The organism is Devosia algicola, assembly GCF_028816455.1.
GTDB lineage: Bacteria > Pseudomonadota > Alphaproteobacteria > Rhizobiales > Devosiaceae > Devosia > Devosia algicola.
Window position 1 is genome coordinate 265486 of the sequence record NZ_CP118246.1, and the last position, 25994, is coordinate 291479.

Here is a 25994-nt window from a genome sequence, read left to right on the forward strand (position 1 = left end):
GCGTTTGGCGGCCGCCAGTGCCGCGTCAATCTGCGGAAAGATTATTTGGTAATCCTGTAATGCATCAATCAGGCTTTGTTTGAGGGCAGGATGCAAGCTCACAATGCCACCCACATAGCCGATTGGCATTGATCCGGTTCGACCGGCAAGAGCCCGGCCAAGGCGGGCCAGGCTCCACACCAGCGTCGGTCAAAATTGCCAAGCTGACCTGATCACCCCGCGACGCCGCCGTGGCTACAGCCGGTGCCAATGCACCGATCCGGCCCCGGTCGCCACCATAGATATAAGTGCGCACCGCGTCCCAATCCGCGCCACCCATGGCGTCAAACAGTTCCTCGGCGAGAATGGCAGCGTCGGCCGGACCGCCCGTCTCGTCAATGCGACGATAAAGCTGGTTGAGGGCCTCCAGCGCTATCCATGTGCCCGAACCGCCATCGTCGATCAGCAATCCACGGCCACCGACGCGAATGACCGAATTGTCCCGGGCGATATGCAAGCCAATCGATCCGGTACCTGCCGAAATCAGATGGCCGGTGCCGGGTGCAAAGGCGGCGCGATAGGCCAACTCCATGTCGTCACTGATTGCAACCCGTTTCGGCTCGATGTTAAGCGTCGAGCCAACCAGCGCGGCAATCTCGCCCTGTGCGCCCGAGCCGTAGCCGGTAATACCCAGGCTAGCTTGATCCAGGGGTAAGTGCGCGCCGCATTCTTGCCCAATCGCTTGCAGCGTCATTGTCAGGCGCGCCCTTTCAATCGGGTTGAATATATGGCCTGTCGCCCCGGCGGCTGCCCCGCGCGCGATCAGTTCCCCGTCTTGATCAACGACCGCCCAGCGCGATGCCGTGCCGCCAATATCAATGCCGATAAATCTGCCGCTCATGGCCGCGCCGCGAGGGACTGGGCAAAGGCGCGGGTAATCTCGCGCGGATTGGTGATCATGGTGCCGACAACCACGGCGTGGGCACCCGCAACGAGCGCACTACGCGCCAATTGTGGTGTGTTGAAGCGGCCCTCGGCAACGATGGGCGTCGACAGCCGCGACGCCAGCGCCTCGATCAACGCCAGATCCGGTCCCTCAGGCTTGGGTTCGGTATAGCTGGTATATCCAGAAAGCGTAGTGGAAATATAGGTCGCCCCCATCTGTTCGGCGGCAAGGCCTTCATCGAAGGTTGAAATATCGGCAAAAACCTCAAGACCCAAATCGTTTCGAATGTAGCGCACCAGCGTCTCGGGGGCATCGCCGCGCCGTTCACGCGGTGTGCAGTCGAGCGCCACGATATCGGCCCCCGCTTTTGCCAGTTCTTCAGCCGCCTCGCGGCTTGGCGTAATATAGACCGGTACGCCATCGGTGAACACTTTGCTTATGCCGATCACCGGCAATCCCGCGGCTTTGCAGGCCTGAACATCTTGTGCACCATTAGCGCGAATGCCAACAGCGCCGCCGTCGCGCGCCGCGAGCGCCATTGCGCCCATGAAACTGGGACCATGCAGCGGATTGTCGGCGCGGGCCTGGCACGAAACGATCAAGCCATCGCGCTTTAAAAGCACACTCACTTGATCGCTCCCGAGGTCATACCGCTGATGAACTGCCGCGACAAAACGATATAGATCAGGATAATTGGCGCCGCTGATAGTGTCAGCCCGGAGAACAAGACGCCCCAGTCGGTGTTGTACTCGCCCATGAAAGTTGTCAATCCCTGAGGCAGGGTTTTGAGATCGTCATTCTGGATGAAGACCAGCGGAAAGAAGAAATCGTTCCAGATCGGCACCACATTTTGAATACCCGCGATCACCATGGCCGGGCGCACAAGTGGTAACATGACCGACCACATGATGCGCGCCTCGCTGGCCCCATCCATGCGCGCCGCGTCCTCCAACTCATTGGGCAAGGTGCGGATAAAACCGGTCATGATGAACACCGTGGTGGGCAACCCCATGGCGGTATAAACGAAAATCAGCGAAAGCTGGTTGTTGAGAATGCCGATGTCCCGCATCAGCATGAATAGCGGAATGATCGCCAGCTTGAGCGGCAGCGTCAGCCCGGCGATGAAAAACATCAGGATGAAGCTGGCGCCGAAAAACTGGTACCGCGCGATGGCATAGGCCGCCATTGTCCCCAGTGTCAGGATCAACACCATCGAACTGCCGGTCACCAGAAACGAGTTGAACAGATAGCGGACGAAATTGGTCTGGGTCCATATCTTCACAAAATTTCCCACATTGCCAAAGTCGGGCAGGGCGAAGGGGGCTTGGAATATTTCCATGTTGGATTTGAACGCCGAGAATATCATGATGATGATCGGCGCCAGCATGATGAATGTATTGGCAACCAGTATGATCTGGAGCAGGCCATCGCGACCGAGCGTGCCGATGATGCCCTTGCGATCATAATAGGTCGTCGCGGTCGCGCTCATACCTGTATCTCCCGCGCCCGCAGGCGGACCGTGATGACGCTGGCGACAGCAGCGATGAACACAAAGATCAGGACGGCCAAGGCGCTGCCCAGCCCGAAATCCTGTTGACCCGACGATACGTTGCCAAAGGCTGTTCGGTAGAAATAAAGGCCCAGAACGTCAGTTGAGCCGTAAGGCGAACCGTCCAGACCCGCCATGATATAGGGCAGTTCGAACCAGTTGAACGCCCCAACGAACAAAAGAACAAATACAACGGTCGCACTTGGCGCTACCAGCGGCCAGACGATCTTGCGGATCTTTACCCATTCGCTCTGGGTTTCCATGCGTACCGCATCGAGAATTTCGGTGGGGATGCGCTGCATGCCAGCCAGAAACACCAGGGTCGGAAAGCCGACCATATGCCAGGCATTGGCAAAGATCAGCGCCCAGAGCGCGGTTGAATCCTGTCCCAGCCAGGGTTGCGCCAGCCAGGGCAGGCCGATGGCGCGCGCGCTCTGATTGACCACGCCAAACAGTGGATGCAGGAACAGTTTCCACAAATAGCCGACAATGATGGTCGATAAAACCACGGGCAGAAACACCGCGATCCGGTGAAAGCGCGCACCCGGCAGTTCGCGCCACAAGGCATACGCCAGCAAGAAGCCAACGCCGTTCTGCAGCACCATCAGCGCGAAAAATACCATGATATTGTGGGTGAACGCGTTGCGGGTCCAGCTAGCATAGGGCTCGACGAACAACACCTTGTGAAAATTATCGAACCAGACAAAATCACCGCGCAACAGGCCCTGCCAGTCGTAAAATGCATAGGCAAATGCCGAAATGATCGGATAGACAATGAACAGTGCCACAAAGGCGAGCGGCGGCACGATCAATGCAGTGATCCACATGCCGCGTCCGGTCAGGCGCAATCGGGCCATGTTATTCTCTCATCGATCAATAGAACAGGCGCTGGCCGAACGCGCGTGCAGTCCGGCCAGCCTGTTCGTCCTTACTTCTGGAAAGGCTTGTACCAGGCAGCCAGACCATCGGTGAGCGCGGTGCCAATAGCTTCAGGTGTTGTCTGGTCTGCCATCAGCTTTTGCACTTCCCCCTGCAGCAATACGGAGCCGGAGGGTTCGTCGTAACGGAAGTGAACCAGCATGATGTAGGGAATAGCCGATTTGTTGAGATCAGAGACTTCCTGCAGTAGCGGGTTCGAGAAGGTCACGCCTGGAACCGTAGAAATATTGTTGAGAGAGTCGGCGAACGCCTGTCCAAATTCCTTGCTGGCCACGTAGTTCAAGAACTTGACAGCGGCTTCCTTGTGCTCGCCGTTGGCGTTGGCGGCATAGCCACCATCAAAGAACACACCAACCAGCTTGGCATCGTCCGCCGACATGCCGGGGGCCGCAAACACGCCAAGATCAAGATCAGGGTTGAGCGTTTTGAATGTTGCCAACTCAAACGATCCACCGGCGAACATTGCCGCTAGACCAGAGCCTGAACAATTGCTGGGACGACGCGTAGTCCAGACCAATGAACCCGTCAGGGAAGAAGGCGCTGATGTCCTTCAACTTGGTCAGCGCTTCGATATAGCGAGAATCGGTAAAATCGGCTTTGCCGGCAACCAGATCATCGTAAAAGCCCTTGCCCATGATCGACGAGGTCAACGCCGAAACGATGGTTTCGTTTTGCCACGCTGTTGCCGTGCCGTTGGCAAATGGCATGACGCCGCTATCCTTGATTTTCTGGCTGAGGGCGATGAACTCGTCCCAGGTTTTCGGCTCTTCCAGCCCCAGGTCGGCAAACATTTTCTTGTTGTAGATCACCAGCATGGTCTGACTGGCGAATGGCACGGCGTAAATCTTGCCGTCCGAGCGCATGGTTTCCGCTTCAACAGCAGCGGGTGCGAAATCAGCCAGAGCAGGCACGTTCTCGGCGCTGATCGGCATCAGATACCCAGCCGAGGCAACATTTTCCAGGCCACCATAGGCGCGTACCATCATCAGGTCGGGGCCGGTGCCACCCGCCAGAGCGGTCGACAGGATGGTATTATAGTTGGCGGCCTCGAAGGTTTCGAACTTTACCGTGATGCCGGGATTTTCGGCCTCGAACGCGCCAATGAACTGTTCATATTGGGCGCGGTCTTCCTGGCGCCAGGCTCCAAAGGGTCAGATCCTGGGCAAACGTGGGCATGGCGACCAGTGCAGCGCCAAGCAGGGCGCCAAGTCGAATTATGTTGGTATTCATGGGTCTAATTCCTCTCCTGATTATTCACTATTGGCGATGGGTTGAATCGGTGAGCGTCATCAAACGCTCAGTCGCCGACCATCTTCGGCGGAAAAGAAATGTGCCGCTGGCTCGATGACCGACACCCGCACGGTCTCATCCGGTTCATAGAGCTGGTTGGGGGCGTGCGCACGCTGATCAAGGTGCCGTCGGCCAAGCGCGCATAGGCATAGGCATTGTCACCCAGATATTCGGTATAGACTACGGACGCCGAAAAACCCTCGGAGTCCATGTCCGGGCTAATGGTCAATGCATCGGGGCGCAGCCCGATTTTGAGCCGGTCACCAGCATCAGGCATGTTGGACAGCCCGATGCTCCCGCCGTCTGCGATCCCCACGCGATCGCCCTGCCGGATAACATCTATCAGCGCCATTTTGGGCGACCCGATAAAGGTTGCTACAAAGGTGTTGGCAGGCGTTTCATAGAGTTCACGCGGCGAACCGACCTGCTCAATGCGGCCCAAATTCATTACGACGATCCGGTCAGCCAGCGTCATCGCTTCGACCTGATCATGCGTTACATAGATCATGGTGCCACCAATGCTGCGATGCAGGCGCGCTATTTCCAGCCGAACGTCGGAGCGCAGTGCCGCATCCAGGTTGGACAACGGTTCATCAAGCAGGAACACCTCGGGTTTGCGCACAAGCGCCCGGCCGATGGCGACACGCTGGCGCTGGCCACCCGACAATTCGCGCGGCTTGCGCTTGAGCAATTCGTCAAGCCGCAACATACGGGAGGCCTCGGCAATGCGCGCCTCGACCTCGGTCTTGTCGAGTCCCATGAGGCGGGCGCCGAACGCCATGTTTTCGTAGACATCCATATGCGGATATAGCGCATAGGACTGGAACACCATGGCAATGCCGCGTTTGGAGGGCGCAACATCGTTCATACGCTGCTCGTTGAGGAAAAATTCGCCCTCTGTAATCGGATCAAGCCCGGCGATCAGCCGCAGCAGGGTTGACTTTCCGCAGCCCGATGGACCAACGAAAACGACGAACTCCCGGTCACCGATCTCCAGATCAATGCCATGCAGTACATCGGTGGTCTTGAACCGCTTTTTTACCCCACGCAGGACTAGTCGTGCCAAATGCTCACACCTCAAACCAATTCAAGCCGAATGCAATACCAATCTAATACCTATTCATTGACCACTCAGCGCCCGGTGTAAAGGGGGTCGCCGCAATTCCGCGTGGATTCTAACCAATCAATGAAGAAATTGGTCTCGCCAACAATCCACCGTGATACCGCGCACTTGTTCGTGCAGTGGCGAGGGTATTGCTCCACGCCCGTTTGCCCCATACAACGCGCTGTATTATTGGTTGGCGTTGTCGCTATCGGCCCTCAATATGTCCGCTACGCCGATCCCGAACGTTAGCATGCCACACCAACAAACGCCGGAAAAAAGTTGATGGCTGTACCGGGATGGATCACGCGATTGCGCCCCCGTACTCTGCTTGCCACTGCAATGCCGGGTGCCGTCTATGCACTATCTTTTGGTGGTCTCGGCGATCTTTTGGGCGGTGCCACCCCATCAGGACCAGAGCACAGCCACAATCATGTACTCGGCATGCCGGTCAAATTGCTCCTCGTATCTGGCGTTGTGCACCTGTTGCTATTGGCCATCGGGCTCTCTCTGCCGTCACGCCCGCTGGAACGCCCGCGCGACCGCCCCATTGTCGTGGAGATCGTCTCGCCCGGCCAATATGAAGCTGCTACCGCGCCTGGCCCAACGCCCATGGCTGTGCCGGCCGACGCCATCGAGACACCCTCACCGGTCAGAATCGGTCAGCCCTCCAGCGCCACCGCCGGATCAGCCGAAATCTGAGCAGATGGTTCATGCCACGACCTATTTCTCCGGTGACATACTGGCCGATCCGAAGAACCGGGAAATTCGCGATACCTTGCCATTATTGGGGCCGGAAGAACGCGTTACCCAACTCTGCAATATCGAAGCGCTTGAGCAAATTCGCCTGTGGGACCCGCAATATCAGGCCGACTCCTTGGCCCCGGCGGCCTTTGGGGAAACCCGGTTGACCGATTTAACGCTGACGGCGCCAGACGGGGCGTTTCGGTCCAACCGCAAATGGTATCAAATCAGTCTCATTTGCACCGCTGCGCCGGATTTACAAAGCGTCGCGGATTTCAGCTTTAGGGTTGGTGATGCAATTCCCCAAAACCAATGGGAAGAACATAATCTCATCGCCGAAGATTTTGACGACGATTAACCCACAACCCGTCAACGCGTTTCGGCCTGGTGCTCGGGCAAAAGCTTGCGCTTCTGACTCCGATTACCAGGCCGAATATCCGCCGTGCTCACCTGTTTTCTTAGCTGGACCGCATGGCGCTGGTCTGGTTGCTGGGCATTATTTCATGGCCCGCGCGTCGATCAAACGACCGAAATACTGCGGCCGCCTGGGTACGATTGTGTACTTTCAACTTGCGAATGATATTATGCACATGCACCTTCACCGTGTGCTCCGACAGGCTCCATCTTGGCGGCAATGATCTTGTTTTGCAGCCCATCGGACACAAACTCGAGCACTTCGGCCTCGCGGGTCGACAACATGGTTTCGGTCGCCGAACGGTCTGAACTCAAATGTTGCTGACGCCGGGTCAGAAAGCTTCGCGCTGCCGACTTCGGACCAATCGAACTGGGAAAATATTCTCCCCCGTTCAGTAGCAGCCAAACAGCAGCAAGCCAGACGTTCATCTGAAGATTGAATGGAAGCAATCCCTGGATCGCTCGCTCTGCCACGATGGCGCGCAGTGCCGGATCTTCGTTCCACCCGCCCTCAACCATCAGAGCGATTGGTGTGTTCGGATAGTATTCGCGGCACTGTGACAGCAAGCTGGTGATATTGCGAAACGCCAGCGCATCCAGAAGGATCAGGCGAGGCGTAAATTGAGCCGGGTCCTCGTCCGGCAGCTGGTTGCACAGCGTAACGCCTAGATGCGGAAAACCCTGCTGAGCCGACTTAAGTAAGGCTCTGAAATGTTACCCCTGTGTCGGCAAGCATCAAGATGCCGTCGCGACCTTCTGGATCTTGTGAGGGAGTCGTATCCCAAACAGCGTAAATCCCCGTTTCCGTATTAAAGCCATTTTGTTCACTCATAACAATTCTCCCCAATGGCGTCTGGTAGTTAATCTACCTTTGACCTGACCAACTTACTGCATTCAGCGTGACACAGCCGTGACTCGGGTCGACTTTGACCTATAGCGCTACACCTTATGGCCCACCCACTACTCTGAACTGACAGCGGCACCCGATACAACTTGGGGATGGTCACTTGCGCTCAAGGCTGTGCAGGCTAAGGTGATGAAAATTAACATTAAAAATGTGTTAACGATGGCAGCGCGCCTGCGCGTTGCGGGTGGAAAATTTGGTTGGGGCGTCCGCGCTGTGGGCCCATTGGCTACCGCACGTGGGATCGTACGATTTACCAAACTTTGGTTTCGTCGGCCCGTTCACGCAGAAGTGCAACTGAAGTCGGGGCCGACACTGGAGTTCGACTATCCAGGACAGTTCCCCCCAACGCTGGTGACTTTTGGCGACTATATTGACCCGGAATTCGCTTTCTTGCGGACAATTGGGCAGCCAGATTGGCAAATTATCGATGTCGGCGCTGCGATTGGCCAGTTTTCGTTATTTGCGGCCATGGCATTGCCGAACGCCATCGTCCACGCCTTCGAGCCAAGTAGCGCCAATATCGCCACCCTTGAACGCAACCTTGCTCGCAATGGCGTAGCGTCGAAGGTGACGGTGCATCAGGCAGCGCTATCGAACCGGCAGGAAATGGGGCGGTTTGAAACGGCACCAAAGACATGGATGAGCCAATTGGTCAGCGCCGACGACGGCGATAGGTCAAGCGAACTAGTACCGGTGAATACCTTGGAAGCGACATTGCACTCATTGGGGCTAGAGCACGTCAATGTACTCAAGATCAATGTCGCCGGCTTTGAACCAGCCGTGCTTGAAGGGGCAATGCCGTGCTTTGCTGCCGGTCAGGCCGATATATTGATCATGCTGTTGGGATTGCCGTCACTGGGCATCTACGAAACCATCGCCAAGCTGGGCTATCGTTTCTTCTATTACCATCCGCCCGATGTCACCCTGTTTGAGGTGACCGCGTTTGATGCAAATTCGGTGCTGGCGCATCGGCCATGGCCGGCTCGGCATATTATTGCCATACGCTCTGAAACTGTGGAGGACTTGGTCGGCGGCAAGGTAATGATACGCCCGCTGGACACGGGCAAACCTCGCACTCAGGGCGAACATATGCCAGTGGCCAGCAAATGAGCCGGCCACTGAATAATTGTTGGACTATAAAATGAAGTCACCGGCGTCGAGATGGATCGAGCCGTTGAGGCCGATCTCAAAATCGTGCACACCGTCGCCGTCAATATCGCCCTGGATAATCGTCTTGTTTCCCGCCGTGCGCCAGGCCAGTTCTCCAGCCGTATGGCTGAACGCCTGATTGTCCCCCGCCAAGAGCGTGAAGCCCTGATCACCGGACGACAGCGTATTGGCGTCGATCCCCGAAAGGTCGATCTTGTCTTCGCCTTGGGTAAAGTCGCGGATCATGTCCCGCGAACTGCTCCATGTGCCCATATCGGACACGGCTTTGAACAGGAACACATCGTTGCCCGCACCGCCCGTCATGACGTCACGGCCAGTGCCGCCATCAAGAATATCGTTACCCGCACCGCCAATGAGGCGGTCGTTGCCGGATAGGCCCTCGAGATGCTGATCGCCTGATCCGCCCTTAAGCCGATCGTTGTGTGACGTGCCTGACACCAGCTCATGCGTAACATCAGGCGCCGTAACAGGGGGCGTTACGGGTGGAGACACCGGAGGAGGGGTCACCGCATCACCACCACCCGATTGCGAACCGCCGCCGGACTGGGAACTATTGTTGCCGCCGTTCAAGCCAATGAAATCGTTGGCCGTCAGGGATATTTCTCCGGTCAGCTCAAGTTCGAAATCATGGTAGCCATCGCCGTTAACGTCACCTTGGATGAGGGTGTGTCCATTGTCGTCGGTATGCCAGGCAAGTTCGCCCGCAGTCTTGGTGAAACTGCCATTGTCCTCCGCAATGAAGGTAAAGCCCTGATGGCCAGACAAATCGCTGTTGGCATCAATGGCCGACAAATCGATCTTGTCCTGTCCTTGGGCGAAGTCAGTGATGACGTCTCGGACACCGGGGCTGGCACCAATATCGTTGACACTGTGGAACGCAAATGTATCGCGGCCGGTGCCACCGGTCAGCGTGTCAACGCCTGCACCACCGTCGATAAAGTCGTCGCCGCCTTTGCCGTCGATGGTATTGTTGCCAGCGTCGCCGACAAGATGATCCGCGCCATTAGTGGCTGAGGAAGTGTTATCGACAGGCGGCTGGGTTGGCTCGGTTACTGGCGGTTGCGCGGGTTCCGTGACCGGTGGCTGGACCGGTTCGGTAACTGGTGGGCTAACGTCAGGCCCCCCGCTGGTGTCATTGCCATTGCCGTTAAGCGTGTCAACGATGCCTTCGGCGTTCAGAATGTTGCCGGTATAGACCGGCGAGCCTGCTGTTGGCATTGAGATCACCATAATAACCCCCACCGATGTGGTTGTTGGTGATTTCGATGCCCGAAAGCTTGCCGCCGCCAAATTGGCCGTCCGAATATATGGTGTAGCCGCCGCCCACAAGGAGATTGTTCGTGACGACAACGTTCGAGACACTACCGAAATAATTGTCGATCATGACCGCGGCGGTCTGGCCGTGATCGTTGATGACAGTGTTGTTCTGAATGAGGATATCGGACTGGCCCCCATCGATCTGAATGCCATCATAATGCGGCGAGCCGGTAGCCTTCAGATCGTGAATATAGTTGCCTTCAATAACGGTGCCGCTACCGGCCCCGACATTGATGCCATTTTCCACATTGTAGATGTCGTTGCGCAAGAAGGTGCCAACGCCGTTAATGCCGTGGCTGCCGTCATTGTTGGAGCCAACGCCGTTGATCTCGCAGTCCTGAACGACAACGCCATTGCTGCCTGTTTTAATCTGCACTACCGAATAACTACTCGAGGTGATCTTGCAGTTCTCGATCGTTACATTATCCGCATCGATGTATACGGTGCCCTTGATGTCTAGACCCGAGATAACGGTCCCGGGCTTGGTTACGATGATCGAACCCGACGGTAACAAGGTTACGCCGTCGGGTACGCCAGTGTTTGTTGAATCCGGCCATCCAGCCATTTAATAATCCTCTTTGTGTTGATCACGCCGCATTATCTGGTGGAGGAATCGGGCCAGCAGAGGACAGTTTTTGCCCAGAATGCAGACAATGTGCCCTGCTTCTGACAAATTTCGATCCGGATGGAACCGATCGGTCCGCATAAGCGTTTGAAGGCTCATCGCAAATTTGTGATTGATTCGCGGACAATCACCGACACATTTCTGGGGATTTCCTGCGAATTCCGACGTTATAGACCTTTTGTGTTGCCAGTAAGCAACAAAACTAGCTCTTTTGGGTTATCATTCTCAATAATAGCTATTTCGCGCTAATTTTTTCCAATTGCGCTAAGCCATTTGATCTAAGCAATTCTTCTTGTTCGCTATTTTCTGGCGATTGCGGTCGATCCCCAGTGTTGCGACACTTGTGCGGTATGCGCCAAGGTTGGGGAATAGGGTGGCTGACGACACAATTGAGCAGGAAGATGACGACTCGCCCTACCGGAATATCCTGAGATCGACCTCGCTGATCGGCGCCTCCTCGGTCGTCAGCATGATATTGTCGGTAGTGCGCCTCAAAGTGCTGGCGGTGCTGCTCGGACCGGCGGGTGTGGGTCTGTTTGGCCTCTATTTCGTTGTCGTTGACCTCTGCGCCAATCTGGCCGGGTTCGGTATTCAGTCCAGCGGTGTGCGACAGGTCGCGGTGGCGACCGCCAGTGGCGATCTGGTCAAGGTTGCCAAGATTGCAAAGGTGCTCAGAGTTGCCTCATTGGTGCTCGGCATTATCGGCGCGCTGCTGGTTGTCGCGCTCGCCGCACCCATTTCAACAATCACCTTCGGCACGGACGTGCGGGCATCGGCGGTGATGCTGATCGGCGGCGCGGTGCTGCTTCGTATCCTTGCGGGTGCGCCAATCGCCATCATACAAGGCAATAGGCGGATCGGGGACCTTGCCCGGATGACCATCGCCGGCGCGCTTCTCAATACTCTTGCTGCCATTCCCTTGGTCTACTTTTTCGGCGAGGCGGGCATCGTGCCGTCGCTGCTGGCACTGGGGTTGACCACCTGGGTAGCCGCGCTCTGGTATTGCCGAAAAATCCAGCTGCCAAAGGTCAAACTGACACTGCCCGAGTTTACCGCTGAGACCGGCGCCCTCCTAAAGCTCGGCTTCGCCTTCATGGCCAGTGGCTTCCTGACGGCGGGTGCGGCGTTTGTCATCCGCATTCTCATTGTGCAGCAGCACGGTGTCGACGCTGCCGGCAATTATCAGGCGGCCTGGGCACTAGCGGGAATCTATATAGGGTTCATCCTCCAGGCGATGGGCACGGATTTCTATCCCCGCCTCTCTGCCATCAGCGACGACAACAAAGCCTGTAATCGCACCGTCAACGAGCAGGCGCGAGTCAGCATTCTTCTGGCTGGTCCAGGCTTGCTCGGCACCTTGGCATTGGCACCGCTGGTCATGTCGATTTTTTACACCGCACAGTTCGCCGACGCGGTCCCTCTACTTCGGTGGTTTTGCCTTGGAATGTTGCTGCGGGTTGTCTCCTGGCCCATGGGGTTCATTATCTTGGCCAAGGGCGCGCAGACGATGTTTTTCTGGACCGAGGTGGCAGCCAGCACCGTTCATGTCGGGCTGGCATGGCTGCTGCTTGGCACATTTGGTTTGGCGGGGGCAGGGGTTGCGTTTGTCGGGCTTTATATCTGGCACAGCTTGCTGATTTACCTGCTGGTGCGCCGCATGTCGGGATTTCGCTGGTCGAAGGAAAATTTCGCGCTCGGATCCCTGTTCCTTGGCTTGACCATTATTGTGCTGATCGCTGTCGAAATGGCGCCATATTGGCTCGGTCTGGCAATCGCCATGGCCGGGACAATTTTGGCATGCTGGATTTCGTCCTCGCAACTGATCGGGTTGGTGCCACAAAAGTGGATACCGGAATCGCTGCGGCCGCTGATATATTTTCTGTTGCGCCATCAACCCAAATTAGCGCCAGGGCGCGCTTAGAGCGCCGGCACTAAAATCTCGCTCAAGGCCTCTTCGAGTGCCGAGGTGACATAGTGCACATCGTCACCACTCATCTGCACAAATAGCGGCAGCATGATCGACGAGCCTTGCGCAACCAAAGAGTTCTCCAGTGATCCTGCGCTCCGGCTGAGATTTTGGCCGCGATAGGCTGGCTCGATATGGGCGTTCATTACGCCCCGACGCGTGGCAATGCCGCGATCAAGCAAGGCCTGCATTGTCACGACCTGATCGGCTTGCCGTGGCAGCCCGACGCAATAGCTTTGCCAGTTGCTGCGTGCCCACGCTGGCTCAGTCGGGGGCCGAATCCCCTCAATTTGCGACAGTTGCGCGGTATAAAGCGCGGCGAGGCGACGGCGTGCCGATATTATATCGGGCAACCGCTCGATCTGGGAGCGGCCAATCGCCGCCTGAACATCGGTCATGCGATAATTGTAGCCAACACTGTCATACTCTTCGAATATCACCTGCTTGGAACCATGCCGAACTGTGTCCGGAACATTCATCGCATGCTGTCGCAATAGCCGAAACTTGCGGTCGTAGTCCGGATTTGCCGTTGTCAGCATGCCGCCGTCGCCGGTTGTAACCACCTTGCGTGGATGAAACGAGAAGCAGGCGATGTCAGCATGTGGCTTGCCGATGCGCTCCCACTTTCCGTCCCAAATAATCTCGCTACCGGTTGCGCAGGCGGCGTCTTCCACCACCTTGAGGCCGTGCTGGCGCGCAATTTTCATGATCTGTCGCAGATCGCAGGGCATACCAAGCTGATGCACACACAGAATGGCGCGTGTTTTTGGCGTAATCGCCGCAACGATAGCGTCGGGATCAATGTTGAAACCATCCGTTTCGATGTCCACAAACACCGGGGTCGCCCTGCAATAGCGTATTGCATTTGGCGTGGCGATGAAGGAGTGGCTGACAGTGATCACTTCGTCACCGGCCTCAACCCCCACGGCCATCAGCGCCAGATGCAGCGCCGTTGTACAATTGGAAACAGCGCACGCATTCGGCGCGCCTACATAGGCGGCGAACTCATTTTCGAAGTGGCCAACTTCGGGGCCCTGGGTCACCCAACCCGACAGGATGGCCCGGCGGGCAGCGTCCGCTTCTGCTTCGCCCAATACGGGCTTGGCAACCGGGATCTGACGAAAGGGGGTGGTCATGCAACGTTATCCCGTTCGGTCTGCCGCTCGGCTTTCCACCACGCGACCAAGTCCCTTAGCCCCTGTTCCATTGAAATTTCTGCTTTAAAGCCGAGTGCCCGCTCGGCATTTTCTGTCACGGCCAGACGCCGTGGGACCGGATTGACCTTGCGAGCGGGCTGGTGGATCGGTTCAAGCGATGACCCCATGATACTCAGCAGCGCCGTTGCGAGATCGCCAAGGCCGGTTTCCGCGCCGCTGGCAACATTGAATACCGCGTCTGATTCATCAGACGCCGCCGCCAGCACGTTGGCTCGGGCGATATCAGCCACATGCACAAAATCCATGGTCTGCTTGCCGTCGCCCATGACAATCGGCGGCAAACCCTCCGCAATGCGCTCCATCCAACGGATCAGCACTTCGGTATAGGCCCCGTATACGTCCATGCGGGGGCCATAAACGTTGAAATATCGCAAGGCTACATATTTAAGGCCATGCATTTCATTGAAACTGCGCAGCAAGCCCTCATTATAGGCCTTGGCTGCCCCATAGATCGTCCTGTTGTTATAGGGATGATGCGTTTCGTCGGTCGGAAAAATGTCGGCGGCCCCCAGTACCGAGGCCGACGACGCTGCCACGACTTTTTCGACACCTGCCTCTACCGCCGCCTCAAGCACATTGAAGGTGCCGGTGGCGAGCACATCATGAGCCAACCGTGGTTCCTCGGCGCACTGGGTGATGCGTATGGCGGCTTGATGAAAAACCAGATGAACCCCATCCATGGTCTTGGTCAGCAATTGCGCATCGCGAATGTCGCCATCGATTATCGTAAGCGGCGTAATCGACTGTGCGTGGGCCAAATTTTCGCGACGGCCGCGCACGAAATTGTCGAAAATGATAATTTCGGCTGGCGCCTGTTGTGCCACAAGATCTGCGATATGAGAGCCGATCAGACCCGCACCTCCGGTGATCAGTATCCGCTTGCCCTGCATGATCTTGCCCTCTGTTGATTGTCGCACGTTCAATTTCGTTCCGTTTGGCCGCAATTGTAGCTATTGCCTCAAGCGGCAAATTCGTCTTGTTGCAGGAGCGCACCGACGATTTCGACCGACTGCAAATCCATTTCCGGATAAAGCGGTAGCGACAGCACGCTGTCGGCCGCCGCCTCTGCCATCGGAAAGCTGCCCCGCCCAAGTTTCAGGTCGGCAAATGCTGGTTGCAGGTGAACCGGCACCGGATAATGCAGCCCGGTTTCAACGCCTTCGCGTGCGAGCATTTTCTGCAACTGTTCGCGATCCTGCGTCCGGACTGCAAAAATGTGCCAGACATGGCGCCGACCGTCCGCCTCGAGCGGCACGCCCAGGCCCGAACCGGCAAGCACTCGGCCATATAGTCGCGCCCGTGTCCGGCGCGCCTCGATCCAACTCTCGAGTTGGCCCAATTTAACCGCGAGAACGGCGCCCTGAACGGCATCCATCCGATAGTTGTAGCCCTCAACAATATGATGATAGCGCCGGTCTTGTCCCCAATCGCGCAACATGCGGATTTTTTGCGCTTGCTCGTCGCTACTGGTAACCACCATGCCGCCTTCGCCGCATGCGCCCAGATTCTTGCCCGGATAGAAACTGAAGCAACCAGAAAGCCCCATGCTACCGGCCATATGGCCATCATATTGCGCGCCATGTGCCTGGCAGGCGTCTTCAACAACAGCCAGATCATGCTTTCTGGCGATAGACAAAATCGCGTCCATCTCTGCCATTTGTCCGTAGAGGTGAACCGGCACGATAGCCCGCGTTCGCGGCGTAATCGCCTCCTCAATACGCTCCGGATCGATGTTGAAGGTTTCCGGGTCGATGTCGACGAATACCGGCCGCGCGCCGATATATCGGATGGCCGCGGCCGTGGCGATAAAGGTAAACGGGGTGGTGATCACCTCGTCGCCCTTGCCGACGCCCGCTGCCAGCAATGCCAGATGCAGGGCGCTGGTGCCAGTATTGACCGCGATGGCGTGCTTGACGCCACAATACGCGGCAAACGCCTCTTCGAGCGCTGTCACCTCGTCGCCCAACACATAGCGGCCCGACCGAAGCACCCTGAGCGCCGCAGCCTCGATATCCTTGCCAATGGTTGCATATTGCGCTTTGAGATCAAGAAACGGGATCATGCGGGCACCAGCTCTTTGGGCAGTTCAATTGCTTGACCACCTTTTGCCATGGACTGGCTGGCAGCTTCCAGAATGCGTACCACCCGCAATCCGGCGGCCCCATCGGCGGTTGGTCGCGTGCCATTCTCGATACAGGCGGCGAACTCGCGCAGCTCGCAGCCCAATGCCTCGGTAACGTCGAGCCTGCGGGGCGAACATATCGCCAGCCCGATAGCCGATCCGCATCTGGTTGATGCGCTCGCTGGCGCGCGGTGCCATGGGGTCCACGGTAATGCCGCGATCATAGACTTTTATTTTTTCGCTCGGCTCCAGATCATCATAGACGATCATCTTGTTGCTGCCCCCGATTAGGGTGCGCCGAACTTTGACCGGTGCCAGCCAATTCACATGTACATGCGCCATCAGCTTGCAGTCAAAATGCAGGTTCAAATAGGCGATGTTCTCCGGCACCCCCGCAACATGAGACATGCCGATGGCCGAAACGGCGCGCGGCCGGGCGTCGAGTACGAAATCCATGATCGAGAGATCGTGTACCGCCAGGTCCCACATGACGCTGACATCGCGCTGGAAAATTCCCAGATTTACCCGGACCGAGTCATAATAATAGACGTCGCCCAGATCGTTCTTGATCAGATCGCGCAATTTCTTGACCGCGCCGGTGTGAATGAACGTATGATCCACCGCGATCGTCAGGCCTCGGCGGTCGGCCTCGTCATTCAACCGTTCTGCCTGTTCGGCAGTGGCGGTGATCGGCTTTTCCACAAAGACGTGCTTCCCAGCGCGAAGGGCACGCATTGCCAAGTCAAAATGCGACGAGACCGGCGTTGCAATGGCAACCGCATCCACCTTGGGATCGCGCAGAACCTCATCAACTTCTTCAGTAATGCCCACGGCGGGATAGCGAAGGCGCAACCCGGCCAGCCTTTCGGTTCTCAGGTCGCATACCCAACGCACCTGCACCCCTGGAATATCACAGAAATTACGAACCAGGTTTGGCCCCCAATATCCGTAGCCAATAACCCCGATCCCGATCATCGCTGTAGCCCTCCGGCCCGTTTGGTTGGCGTGGATGTGTTTTGTGCAATCTGTTTGGCGGGCACCCCGGCGACCACGGCGCCAGGCGCAACATCGTGCGTCACGACGGCGCCAGCGCCCACCAGGGCGCCTTCGCCAATCGTTATGCCCGCGAGAATTGTGGCGTTGCTGCCAATCGATGCGTTGGTACGAACCAGTGTGCCAATTACCTGCCAGTCACCACTACCCTGCAATTGCCCCGCATCGTTGGTGGCGTGGGGGTAGGGGTCGTTGGTGAACATCACCCCGTGACCAATGAACACGCCATCCTCGATGGTCACGCCTTCACAGATGAAGCTGTGACTCGAAATCTTGCAGTTTCGACCGATTTGGGCGTTCTTTTGAATTTCAACGAAGGTGCCGACCCGGCTACCAGCGCCGATTGAACAGTCATAGAGATTGACGAGTTCGGGTTTGTGGATGACCACTCCTTCTCCCAGCGAAACGCGCTCTAGCATCTGGTATTCCCCAAGCCCCCATCAATCTGCGCGCGCGGTTTGATAACTTTCCGGTTGCGTTCAAAAGGCTATCAGGCTCGGCGCTTATCGCAATTTCTCAATAGAGCCTATGGGGTTAGGCTAGTTTTGGGGGCGCTCTAGCTAAAGTTTTGGTATCGGAGCAGCAACACAAGCCAATTTATAGCCCATCGGATTTAGTCGTCACACCTCGACTCCTTTTGGGCGATGCCAACAGTGCCAGTCTAGTTTCTTCAATTTATGGAGTTCGGGAAATATCCGGTTCACGCTCTGGTGTCCTCAATTGAGACATGATTTGGCACTTAATGAGCACCCGCTCGGTACCGTCTCTACCGGAGCAGTCGAAAGGACGGCAGTTGGCGACCATTCAAAGCGGTGTTGAATCCCGACCGGTGTTCGGCCTGATCGCGCTGGCGCGTGGCCAGATCATTGTACTGTTTGCGCTCAGCGTCACCTCAAACATCCTTATGCTTACCGGCTCGGTATTCATGCTGCAGGTCTATGATCGTGTGCTGCCGAGCCGTTCAACCGACACGTTGATCGCCCTGACAACGCTGGTAATCGTGCTGTACGGGTTTTATGCGTTGATTGAATGGATCCGCGCGCGGATGGCAATTCGCCTCGGCGGGCTGATTCACGACCGGTTCGCGCAATCCCTGTTTCAGGCAGCTGTTCGGCTGCGGCTGGTGTCGACACAGGCCGGCCGCGTAAATCCAATTCATGATCTCGATGTTTTGCGGGCGTTCATATCCGGCCCGGGCCCGATAGGCTCTGCTCGATCTGCCCTGGATTCCCATATATGTAATGGTCGCGTTCATGCTGCATCCCTTGCTTGGCGCGTTTACATTGGGGGGGGCGTGCTGATCGCGGGCCTTTTGGTCATCAACGAGCCTGCATTCGCGTCGCCCGGCCAATGCAACCACGGCCGCCGCCATCGAGCGAGGTGGCCTGACCAACGATGCGGAAACGAACGCTGAATCGATCATGGCGATGGGCATGATCACCGGCGTGACATCGCGGTGGGAGCGTGCCGCGCACCAGTACGCGCAGTCCCAGCAAAGATCCTCCGACCGGACCGCCTTCTACGCATCACTGACCAAGGGCGTTCGCTATCTTCTTCAATCGGCCGTGCTGGCGGTGGGTGCATATCTGGTGATCCGGGGGAAATCACCGGCGGTCTGATGATCGCCGCGTCAATTCTTACCTCCCGGGCGCTCGCACCCATAGAACAGGTGGTTTCGCAATGGCGCAATTTCGTAAATGCCCGTCACGCGACCGCGCGATTGGTGCAGGTCCTGGCGCTCAGCGCCGTGGCGCAGCGCCCGACCCAACTGCCGTTACCAACTGAGAAACTGACACTGGAATGGTTGTTCACTGGACCGGACGCACGGCGCAGTCCGGTGGTTTTTGACGTTAATCTGACCCTCAACGCCGGTGATGGACTCGGCATAATCGGCCCATCGGGTTCGGGAAAATCCTCAATTGCGCGGGCCCTTGTTGGCGTCTGGCCAGTGTTGCGCGGCTCGATACGCCTTGATGGCTCGGAATTGGCCCACTTCGATCCCGTTCGGCTGGGCGCCGCCATCGGGTATTTGCCCCAGACAGTGCAATTGCTCGAGGGTACCGTCGCCGACAATATTGGACGGTTCAGTGCCAGCCACGACACCGAAGCCATCCTGCGGGCGGCACGCGCCGCAAGGGTGCATGATCTGATTGTTACTATGCCCGATGGCTACGAAACCCGGGTTGGCGAAAATGGTTCTATATTGTCCGCTGGCCAGCGCCAGCGCATCGGGCTGGCGCGCGCCCTCTATGGCGACCCGTTTCTTCTGGTGCTGGATGAGCCGAACTCAAATCTCGACATGGACGGCGATCAGGCACTAACCGAAGCCATCGCCGATGCACGCGGTCGCGGCGCCATTGTCGTTGTGGTCGCCCATCGACCCAGCGCCATTGCCGCCCTTAATAAGGTTCTGTTTATGCGTGAGGGCCGACAGGTCGCCTTCGGCAACAAGGATGCCGTGCTGAGCCAGATTTCCGCGCCGCCCACCATCGATAGGAGACAAAGTGCTTAAGCAATTGATGGGCAGCGGCAATGAGAATGCACAAGTGCCGACTGCCAGCGGTAATTTTACCAGCCTGAAAAATCACGCGCTGCTGGGCGTTGGTGTATTGGTTGCGCTCGTTATCGGACTTGGTGGCTGGGCCGTGACAACAAACGTTGAAGGCGCAGTGATTGCCAACGGCGTCGTGGTGGCTGAAGGGGGCTCCCGAAAAGTCCAATATTCCGAGGGCGGTATCGTTCGCGAGATTTTGGTCCACAACAACCAGCACGTCGAGGCCGGTCAAGTCTTGATCCAACTGGACGATGTGTCCATTCGGGCAGAGCCTTGAGGTCATTCTTTCCCAGCTTCGCGAAGGCATCGGCAATCGGGCCCGGCTCGCGGCGGAAGCTAGCGGTGAATCAATGATTTTGGTGCCCGCCGTTGCCGAAAACTGGCCGCCCGACCCAAAACTGTCCATTGTCATGGCCGATCAGCAAACCCTGCGCCAGTCTCGTCGCAGGGCACTCGAGAACGAAGTGTCACGGTTCAAACAGCTGATTGATGAAAAACGATCCGTCATTGATGGCTATGAGGCACAGCTGACCGCCTACAATGGGCAGATGAAACTGGTTCAGGAAGAAATTGCACAGCAGGCAGCGCTGTTTGAAAAAAACTTAGCTCAAATCAGCGGCTTAACGAGCAAAGGCGCAGCGAGGCCGAACTTTCCGGCCAGATCCTGAGCGTACAGGCCACCATCGCGGCAACCAGGGCATCTATTTCAGAACTGGAAATACAGGCAGGTCAAGTAACGAGCGAATTTCAGGCAAAAGCGCTTGCCGATCTTCAAACCACGTCGCAGACCGTTGCCGAGTTGATGCAAAAGATGATTGCCACAAAGGCGCGGCTGTCGCGTCTGGAAATCCGTGCGCCTATCGCCGGCACTGTCCACGAATCCATTGTCCAGACCGTGGGCGGCGTCATAGCGCCCGCCGATACGTTAATGCTGATCGTGCCCGAAGAGGAGCACTTGCTGGTCGATATGCGTGTTAGCCCGCTCGAAATTAACAAGTTGCATGTTGGTCAGGAGGCCGAGGTTCGAATGCTCAGTTTCGACCCGCGCACCACGCCAAATCTGGTAGGCAGCGTCAACACTATCTCACCCGACCTGATCCGGGATGCGGCTACTGGGGCGCAATATTTCAGCGTTCGCATCGACATTGCGGATAATGAACGCGACAAGCTCCCCGGCGACGCGGCGTTGGTTCCCGGCATGCCGGCGGAGAGTTTCTTTCAGACCGGGGAGCGAACCGTATGGTCCTATCTCATGGCGCCAATCGAAGAACGCTTTAGCCGCACATTCCGCGAAAATTAGGCCTCAAGGCTCCTGAAAATTGTTGTTCTGGTCTGCCTTGTAACGACACTTGTTGAGCACAACGCCGAGTAGGTTGGTATGGGTTTGTAACTCGCGCTCGCAAACGTCAATATCAGCAACGGTGCTGGATTCTGCACCCACGACCAATAAAGTGGCCTCCATGCGTGGCAACAGGCCGATGCAGTCGTCACCCGCCAACAGCGGCGGCAGGTTATATAGGATGATATCGGCCCCGAGTTCCTCTCGAACCCGCTTCAACACCTGTACAGCGCTTTGCCCGTGAAGAACTTCGGCAGCATCCCTGCCACCGGCATGCTGGCTGGCACCAATCGCCAGATTGTCGCCTAGCCGAACAAAAAAGTCCTCGATCAGACATTCACCGCGCAGGAATTCATCAGTGCCATATTGGCAAGAATGGGCAAACAGTCGAGCGATACGGGGTCGGCGTAGGTCAAGGTCAATCAGGCCAACCTTTATTTTTTCGTGCTTGGCGAGGCTAATCGCCAGATTGGCGGTGACTGTGGATTTGCCGGTGCCGCTCGTTGGTGCGGTAACCCCAAGGGTTCGCCAGCCCTTCTCATGGGCGCTTCTCAGCACCTTGGTGCGCATGATGTCGAAGCTGACGGCCGCCGGATTATTGCGCCTGAACGATACCAACCGTTGGCTATCCATCCATTTGGGATCCACCGATAGGGATTCCAGCCGCGGCCAAGGCACTGGCATCGAACCGATTGGGCTGACTTTCGTGCCAAGCTCGGCTCTCGCCTCTGTCATGCGTTCGCTGATCATGGCGTGTCCTCGGCGGTATCAAATGAAGGTAGGAAGTTGGCGCTCGTCTGACTCATCAGGGTGTTGACCGGTGCGAAATTGGTTTCCGTTACCAGGACCAGCGCAGATATGGCGATAATGCCGATCAACATTGCCAGTCGCATGGGGCCAAAGGACCGGCGTTCGATGTAGGGTACCGTGATAAACGGCACGATCTGCAATTTGTTGCTGAGATCCTCCGGTCGCCGTATCCGCCGATTGAGAAATTCGGGGACAGCCACCGCGACCAGTCCCATGAACAATGCAGCAGCGGCACTGGCCAGAAGCAAAACCCGTCGTTTCGGCCCAAGCGGCTGCTGCGGCGGCATGGCCGATTCGATCAATGACAGCCGTTCGCCCTTGAACAACAGGCTCGATCTGCTGCCCCGTAGAGGCTTCAGCGAGACGCGACACCGCGGCGTCATACTGCGCCTGCAGGTTTTGATGGTCCCGCTGCAGCGAGTTAAGAGCGGTCTCATTGGTCGGAGTCTGGGCAATCGAATTGCCCAAATCAGATATGGTTTGATCGATTGTGCGGCGCTCGTTTGCAATCACCGCGATCCTGTCCTTGATATCAGCGATCTCGAAATCGCGCGGACTTGAGGGCTGGCCGGAAATGCCCTGGCTAGCGTTAGCCCGCTCTACAATGTAGCTTTCAAGCGTCGATATCCGATCCCGCAACGCCCTGATTGTCGGGCTGTCGTCCGAATAAAGCGCCTGCTGCTGGGCCAGCGACTGACGCAGTGTCTGAAGCGTTTGTTGCTCAGGGGAGGCCGGTATCGCACTGTCGAACGGACGCAGTGGCATATCCACCAGCCGTTTGTTCAATATCGCTTCTTCCTGGGTGAGCGCCAGAAGGCGCTGCTGTTGAGCCTGTTTGCTGGTTGCGTCTGAAATCGACGCTGTCCGGCAAAGCGTTTATATGCTCGTTTTTGAACGCCAGGATACGGCTGTCGACACTCCGCAATGCGTCATCGAGCCGTTGCGTCTCGCGACTGAAAAAGGCAACGGTATCAGTTGCCCTCGCGGTACGCAGTTCAACATCCTTCTCCAAAATTGTTGCCACCAGATCATTCACCAGCCTGGCGGCCGCCTCAGGCTGATCCGACTTGAACGAGATATGAAACACGGTTGCCGCGCTCCCCCCGCTTGGCACCTCGACAGGCACCGGGGTGATGCTCGTTCGGGTCAGCATATCATCGTACATGTCCGTACTGGTCATCTCGGCCATGTTTTCATAGACATCAAATCGGTCTGCCAACGCCAGCAGGCTATGGCGAGACAATACGTCTTCCTGGATAATCTGGAACCGCTCGGCGGCGCCTGTGGGTACCGTCGATTTCGCCATGTCCGTCGGAATTTGCGGCGATTCCACCAAAACTTTTGCCGTTGCCTGATATGAGCGCGGCAAATAGAGCGTCAAGGCAATTGCAACGGCGCCGGTCACAACCGCCACAAATAGGAATAGTGGCAGGCGGCGAACGAACAGCCACATATAGAATCTGAGGTCGATGTTACTAAGGGCGTTCACTGTCGTTCATCCGTTTCATGCCACGCGATTTGCCATCAATGCAAACCCAACAAATGACGACCTTATTCAACGGACTAGAGCGCATCTATCGTCAACACGGGCGATGCGGGCACTCCTTTAGGTCAAACGAGTTAATCCCCTCTAGTCGGTTCTTTATTGCGAGCAGGCGAAGTACTCTAGGGCGGCATTGTGGTAGTGAGTGAGGGACTTTTCATGTGGTCAAAGCGCCAGTTTCAGGCGGGTTCATGCCGCTTTCTCTTGGCCGGGCTGCTTATGGCAGCATCCTCCACGGCAATCCTCGCCGCTGAAACAATTGGCCTCGTGCCATTAACCAAGCTGCGGCTGGCCGTCGTTCAATTTGTGCCAGCCACCGGCGACTACAAGCGCTGGGATGCGCTGGGCGGTGATCTGGAAGTGGGGCCGGATGGCACCGTGGCGGTGCCAACGCTCGGCACAATTGATGTCGGCGGCCTCAGCGCCCAGGCACTGGGTATCGAAATTGGTCAGCGACTGAAAGACAAATTGGGTCTGCTCGATGCGCCGGACGCCTCGGTCCAGATAGTCGAATATCCGCCTGTCTATGTGGTTGGCGGCGTCGATAAGCCCGGTCAATATCCGTTCCGACCCGGTATGACTGTGGCTCAGGCACTGGCACTTGCCGGTGGGGAGCGCCGCACCCAATCCACTGACCGGCTTTCCGATACGATCAAGCTTGAGGCCGACTTGAACGGCTATGGGCGCGACATTTTACGCACCAAGGCGCGGCTCGGACGGCTCAAGAGCGAATTCGCTCGCCAGGAGACGCTGAGCCTTTCCAACCGAATTGGACCCTCAAGACCCCACTGTCGCTGAACTTATGGAGCAGGAACGCCGGATTTTTCTCGCCCATATGAACGGGTTTGAACGTCAGCAGACCGGGCTGGTGCAACTCGCAGAACTTTACAATGCTGAAATTGATGCGCTTGGCCAGAAAGAGCAGGCAATCGACGAACAAATTGCCAGGGCGCAAAAGCAGGTGGACGCTATACAAGGGTTGGTCAATGCAGGCTCAGCGACCGTGTCCCGCCTCTCGGACGCCGAACGTATCCTTGCTGACCTCCGCTCTGACAAGCTGGACAACCTCATTGCCACCATGACCGCGCGTGAAAACCTCAACCGGTCGCAGCGTGATCTGGCCAAATTGCAGGACGAGCAGCAATCGGAGGCGTCAATCCAGCTACAAGCCGAACAGGCGTCGCTCGAAAGGCTCACGCTCAGTCAGGTAACAACGATGCGCATGATGCGCCAATCGGTAGAGTTTGAGGAAAGCGCCAAGCTCGCAGAGACTCGTGCAGATCAGTCTGAGCTTTGCCCTTGTGCGACAGGAGGACGGGGGATCGCGCGTGCTGGACGCAACCGATACCAGCCTGCTGATGCCGGGCGATCTTGTCCGAGTTACAACTCAGATGGTGCAGCCCGGCAGCGACGCCACGGCAATGCCGGTGGACCAATAGGAAAAACTGCGTAAAGCCGTTTGCCTCAGCAGCCCGTTCCCCGGAATACCACCGACACCGTTCTGAACAGGATGTTGATGTCAGTGCTCGCCGAAACCGTCATCGCATAGCTATTGTCATATTCGGCACGCGCCGCAAAGGAACTGCAGTTCCGGGCACTGATCTGCCACAGGCCCGTGAGGCCTGGACGCAGACTATAATAGGCTGTGCCTGGATATAGCGTGCGCTGCTCGGGCATCATTGGTCGCGGACCGACAAGGCTCATGTCGCCCACCAACACGTTCCATAGCTGGGGCAATTCATCGAGCGAATAACGCCGCAGATATCGCCCGACAAAGGTCAGTCTTGGATCGCATTTGAGCTTTTGGGTTGTTTCCCATTCTTCGCGCGCCTCGGGGCTGCGCTCCAAATAACGTTCCAATTCCAACTTGGCGTTGGGCACCATGGAACGCAATTTCCAGAATTTGAAGATTTTGCCATTGCGACCAACGCGGGGCTGGCTGTAGAGGGCAGGGCCGCCATCAGCGGCAACCAGCACGCCCAGTATGATCACGACCGGCAACACCGCAGGCAGTGCGAGTATGACCAGGGTGATATCAAGAACACGCTTGAAAACGCCATAGAATATGACACCGCGCTTCGTCGTCGGTTTTCCCGACGCCAGCACAATGCCGGCATTCGTCTGTTTCCAGGGTAGCTCGTAAAGCATCTCGCCCTCGCGTCATGGCGGCGCAGCGATGCTTTGGTTTCAGATTTTGTGCGCTCGGCGAGTTGCCGCGCACCTCTGAATTTCAATGCTATCGAGCACCTATTGTGCCCAAAGCTTAGACTTTCCATAAAATTGGAATACCGAACATATTGGATTACGCAGCGCTGGTGCTCGGTGGGATGTCACTGAATTTATTACTATATTTCTCTGTTCGCTACTTTGTTCGAGCGGCTGGGAGCCTCAGAGATAGCCTTAACGAT

General features: G+C 57.0%; 31 protein-coding genes and 1 pseudogene. 12 read left to right on the forward strand and 20 right to left on the reverse strand.

Annotated features, from left to right (window positions below):
- Positions 1-64: 64 nt before the first annotated feature.
- The 7 genes from PSQ19_RS01395 to PSQ19_RS01425 form a co-directional block, all read right to left on the reverse strand.
- Positions 65-880 carry a BadF/BadG/BcrA/BcrD ATPase family protein gene (locus PSQ19_RS01395; protein ID WP_282219312.1) on the reverse strand — a complete coding sequence of 272 codons (816 nt, stop codon included), beginning with the start codon at positions 878-880 and terminating at the stop codon, positions 65-67.
- On the reverse strand, positions 877-1554 hold the full coding sequence (locus PSQ19_RS01400; RefSeq protein ID WP_282219313.1) for an N-acetylmannosamine-6-phosphate 2-epimerase: 678 nt from the start codon (positions 1552-1554) through the stop codon (positions 877-879). Before PSQ19_RS01400 ends, PSQ19_RS01395 begins: the two co-directional genes overlap by 4 nt.
- On the reverse strand, positions 1551-2414 hold the full coding sequence (locus PSQ19_RS01405; RefSeq protein WP_282219314.1) for a carbohydrate ABC transporter permease: 864 nt from the start codon (positions 2412-2414) through the stop codon (positions 1551-1553). The genes PSQ19_RS01400 and PSQ19_RS01405 overlap by 4 nt, the downstream gene beginning before the upstream one ends.
- A complete protein-coding gene (locus PSQ19_RS01410; RefSeq protein WP_282219315.1) occupies positions 2411-3331 on the reverse strand; it encodes a carbohydrate ABC transporter permease in 921 nt (306 codons plus the stop codon). Before PSQ19_RS01410 ends, PSQ19_RS01405 begins: the two co-directional genes overlap by 4 nt.
- 71 nt (positions 3332-3402) lie before the next feature.
- Complete coding sequence (locus PSQ19_RS01415; RefSeq protein WP_282219316.1) at positions 3403-3852, reverse strand: type 2 periplasmic-binding domain-containing protein; 450 nt, start codon at positions 3850-3852, stop codon at positions 3403-3405.
- Position 3853: 1 nt separating this feature from the next.
- Positions 3854-4516: an extracellular solute-binding protein gene (locus PSQ19_RS01420; RefSeq protein ID WP_328517788.1), complete on the reverse strand. Its 663-nt coding sequence runs from the start codon at positions 4514-4516 to the stop codon at positions 3854-3856.
- Positions 4517-4710: 194 nt separating this feature from the next.
- Positions 4711-5769, reverse strand: coding sequence for an ABC transporter ATP-binding protein (locus PSQ19_RS01425; RefSeq protein ID WP_282219317.1), 1059 nt, complete (start codon positions 5767-5769; stop codon positions 4711-4713).
- 321 nt (positions 5770-6090) lie between these two features.
- Between PSQ19_RS01425 and PSQ19_RS01430 the strand changes: the two genes are divergently transcribed.
- Together PSQ19_RS01430 and PSQ19_RS01435 are read left to right on the forward strand one after the other, a co-directional pair.
- Complete coding sequence (locus PSQ19_RS01430) at positions 6091-6507, forward strand: hypothetical protein (RefSeq protein ID WP_282219318.1); 417 nt, start codon at positions 6091-6093, stop codon at positions 6505-6507.
- Positions 6508-6511: 4 nt separating this feature from the next.
- On the forward strand, positions 6512-6907 hold the full coding sequence (locus tag PSQ19_RS01435; protein ID WP_282219319.1) for a DUF930 domain-containing protein: 396 nt from the start codon (positions 6512-6514) through the stop codon (positions 6905-6907).
- A 100-nt stretch (positions 6908-7007) separates the two neighbouring features.
- On the opposite strand, the gene PSQ19_RS19620 is transcribed toward PSQ19_RS01435, so the two are convergent.
- Positions 7008-7205, reverse strand: a complete 198-nt coding sequence (locus PSQ19_RS19620) for a LuxR C-terminal-related transcriptional regulator (RefSeq protein ID WP_407649058.1) — start codon at positions 7203-7205, stop codon at positions 7008-7010.
- Positions 7132-7482 (reverse strand): helix-turn-helix domain-containing protein, encoded by a 351-nt coding sequence (locus tag PSQ19_RS01440; RefSeq protein WP_282219320.1) that lies wholly within the window; start codon positions 7480-7482, stop codon positions 7132-7134. The genes PSQ19_RS19620 and PSQ19_RS01440 overlap by 74 nt, the downstream gene beginning before the upstream one ends.
- Before the next feature lie 517 nt (positions 7483-7999).
- On the opposite strand from PSQ19_RS01440, the gene PSQ19_RS01445 reads away from it, so the two are divergent.
- Positions 8000-8980, forward strand: coding sequence for an FkbM family methyltransferase (locus PSQ19_RS01445; RefSeq protein WP_282219321.1), 981 nt, complete (start codon positions 8000-8002; stop codon positions 8978-8980).
- A 24-nt stretch (positions 8981-9004) separates the two neighbouring features.
- On the opposite strand, the gene PSQ19_RS01450 is transcribed toward PSQ19_RS01445, so the two are convergent.
- Together PSQ19_RS01450 and PSQ19_RS01455 are read right to left on the reverse strand one after the other, a co-directional pair.
- Complete coding sequence (locus tag PSQ19_RS01450; protein WP_282219322.1) at positions 9005-10258, reverse strand: M10 family metallopeptidase C-terminal domain-containing protein; 1254 nt, start codon at positions 10256-10258, stop codon at positions 9005-9007.
- On the reverse strand, positions 10197-10922 hold the full coding sequence (locus tag PSQ19_RS01455) for a right-handed parallel beta-helix repeat-containing protein (protein ID WP_282219323.1): 726 nt from the start codon (positions 10920-10922) through the stop codon (positions 10197-10199). The genes PSQ19_RS01450 and PSQ19_RS01455 overlap by 62 nt, the downstream gene beginning before the upstream one ends.
- A 433-nt stretch (positions 10923-11355) precedes the next feature.
- Between PSQ19_RS01455 and PSQ19_RS01460 the strand changes: the two genes are divergently transcribed.
- Positions 11356-12903, forward strand: a complete 1548-nt coding sequence (locus PSQ19_RS01460) for an O-antigen translocase (RefSeq protein WP_282219324.1) — start codon at positions 11356-11358, stop codon at positions 12901-12903.
- On the opposite strand, the gene PSQ19_RS01465 is transcribed toward PSQ19_RS01460, so the two are convergent.
- The 5 genes and pseudogenes from PSQ19_RS01465 to PSQ19_RS01485 all read right to left on the reverse strand — a co-directional run bounded on the left by PSQ19_RS01465 (position 12900) and on the right by PSQ19_RS01485 (position 17759).
- Entirely contained in the window at positions 12900-14084 is a 1185-nt protein-coding gene (locus PSQ19_RS01465) for a DegT/DnrJ/EryC1/StrS family aminotransferase (RefSeq protein ID WP_282219325.1), read from the reverse strand. The genes PSQ19_RS01460 and PSQ19_RS01465 overlap by 4 nt on opposite strands.
- Entirely contained in the window at positions 14081-15055 is a 975-nt protein-coding gene (locus tag PSQ19_RS01470; protein WP_282220771.1) for an NAD-dependent epimerase/dehydratase family protein, read from the reverse strand. Before PSQ19_RS01470 ends, PSQ19_RS01465 begins: the two co-directional genes overlap by 4 nt.
- 68 nt (positions 15056-15123) lie before the next feature.
- A complete protein-coding gene (locus tag PSQ19_RS01475; RefSeq protein WP_282219326.1) occupies positions 15124-16227 on the reverse strand; it encodes a DegT/DnrJ/EryC1/StrS family aminotransferase in 1104 nt (367 codons plus the stop codon).
- Positions 16224-17262: pseudogene (locus tag PSQ19_RS01480) on the reverse strand (Gfo/Idh/MocA family protein). Before PSQ19_RS01480 ends, PSQ19_RS01475 begins: the two are co-directional and overlap by 4 nt.
- Positions 17259-17759: an acyltransferase gene (locus tag PSQ19_RS01485; protein ID WP_282219327.1), complete on the reverse strand. Its 501-nt coding sequence runs from the start codon at positions 17757-17759 to the stop codon at positions 17259-17261. The pseudogene PSQ19_RS01480 and the gene PSQ19_RS01485 overlap by 4 nt, the downstream one beginning before the upstream one ends.
- Positions 17760-18133: 374 nt before the next feature.
- Between PSQ19_RS01485 and PSQ19_RS01490 the strand changes: the two genes are divergently transcribed.
- The 6 genes from PSQ19_RS01490 (at position 18134) to PSQ19_RS01515 (ending at position 21194) form a co-directional block, all read left to right on the forward strand.
- Complete coding sequence (locus tag PSQ19_RS01490) at positions 18134-18754, forward strand: type I secretion system permease/ATPase (protein WP_282219328.1); 621 nt, start codon at positions 18134-18136, stop codon at positions 18752-18754.
- A gap of 7 nt (positions 18755-18761) precedes the next feature.
- A complete protein-coding gene (locus tag PSQ19_RS01495) occupies positions 18762-18959 on the forward strand; it encodes a 6TM ABC transporter family protein (protein ID WP_282219329.1) in 198 nt (65 codons plus the stop codon).
- Positions 18959-19852, forward strand: coding sequence for an ATP-binding cassette domain-containing protein (locus PSQ19_RS01500; protein ID WP_282219330.1), 894 nt, complete (start codon positions 18959-18961; stop codon positions 19850-19852). Before PSQ19_RS01495 ends, PSQ19_RS01500 begins: the two co-directional genes overlap by 1 nt.
- Complete coding sequence (locus PSQ19_RS01505) at positions 19845-20171, forward strand: biotin/lipoyl-binding protein (RefSeq protein ID WP_282219331.1); 327 nt, start codon at positions 19845-19847, stop codon at positions 20169-20171. The genes PSQ19_RS01500 and PSQ19_RS01505 overlap by 8 nt, the downstream gene beginning before the upstream one ends.
- A gap of 133 nt (positions 20172-20304) precedes the next feature.
- Positions 20305-20562 carry a hypothetical protein gene (locus tag PSQ19_RS01510; RefSeq protein ID WP_282219332.1) on the forward strand — a complete coding sequence of 86 codons (258 nt, stop codon included), beginning with the start codon at positions 20305-20307 and terminating at the stop codon, positions 20560-20562.
- A gap of 50 nt (positions 20563-20612) precedes the next feature.
- Positions 20613-21194, forward strand: coding sequence for an HlyD family efflux transporter periplasmic adaptor subunit (locus PSQ19_RS01515; protein WP_328517789.1), 582 nt, complete (start codon positions 20613-20615; stop codon positions 21192-21194).
- A 3-nt stretch (positions 21195-21197) separates the two neighbouring features.
- On the opposite strand, the gene PSQ19_RS01520 is transcribed toward PSQ19_RS01515, so the two are convergent.
- From PSQ19_RS01520 to PSQ19_RS01530, 3 genes are all read right to left on the reverse strand, one after another.
- A complete protein-coding gene (locus tag PSQ19_RS01520; protein WP_282219334.1) occupies positions 21198-21983 on the reverse strand; it encodes a CpsD/CapB family tyrosine-protein kinase in 786 nt (261 codons plus the stop codon).
- Positions 21980-22426: a hypothetical protein gene (locus PSQ19_RS01525; RefSeq protein ID WP_282219335.1), complete on the reverse strand. Its 447-nt coding sequence runs from the start codon at positions 22424-22426 to the stop codon at positions 21980-21982. Before PSQ19_RS01525 ends, PSQ19_RS01520 begins: the two co-directional genes overlap by 4 nt.
- A gap of 338 nt (positions 22427-22764) precedes the next feature.
- Positions 22765-23532 carry a Wzz/FepE/Etk N-terminal domain-containing protein gene (locus PSQ19_RS01530; RefSeq protein WP_282219336.1) on the reverse strand — a complete coding sequence of 256 codons (768 nt, stop codon included), beginning with the start codon at positions 23530-23532 and terminating at the stop codon, positions 22765-22767.
- A 195-nt stretch (positions 23533-23727) separates the two neighbouring features.
- Between PSQ19_RS01530 and PSQ19_RS01535 the strand changes: the two genes are divergently transcribed.
- Together PSQ19_RS01535 and PSQ19_RS01540 are read left to right on the forward strand one after the other, a co-directional pair.
- Positions 23728-24384 (forward strand): polysaccharide biosynthesis/export family protein, encoded by a 657-nt coding sequence (locus tag PSQ19_RS01535; RefSeq protein WP_282219337.1) that lies wholly within the window; start codon positions 23728-23730, stop codon positions 24382-24384.
- Entirely contained in the window at positions 24356-25039 is a 684-nt protein-coding gene (locus tag PSQ19_RS01540) for a hypothetical protein (RefSeq protein WP_282219338.1), read from the forward strand. The genes PSQ19_RS01535 and PSQ19_RS01540 overlap by 29 nt, the downstream gene beginning before the upstream one ends.
- A gap of 11 nt (positions 25040-25050) precedes the next feature.
- Here the strand turns inward: PSQ19_RS01540 and PSQ19_RS01545 are convergent, their stop codons facing one another.
- Entirely contained in the window at positions 25051-25734 is a 684-nt protein-coding gene (locus PSQ19_RS01545; RefSeq protein WP_282219339.1) for a sugar transferase, read from the reverse strand.
- Between the last annotated feature and the right edge of the window lie 260 nt (positions 25735-25994).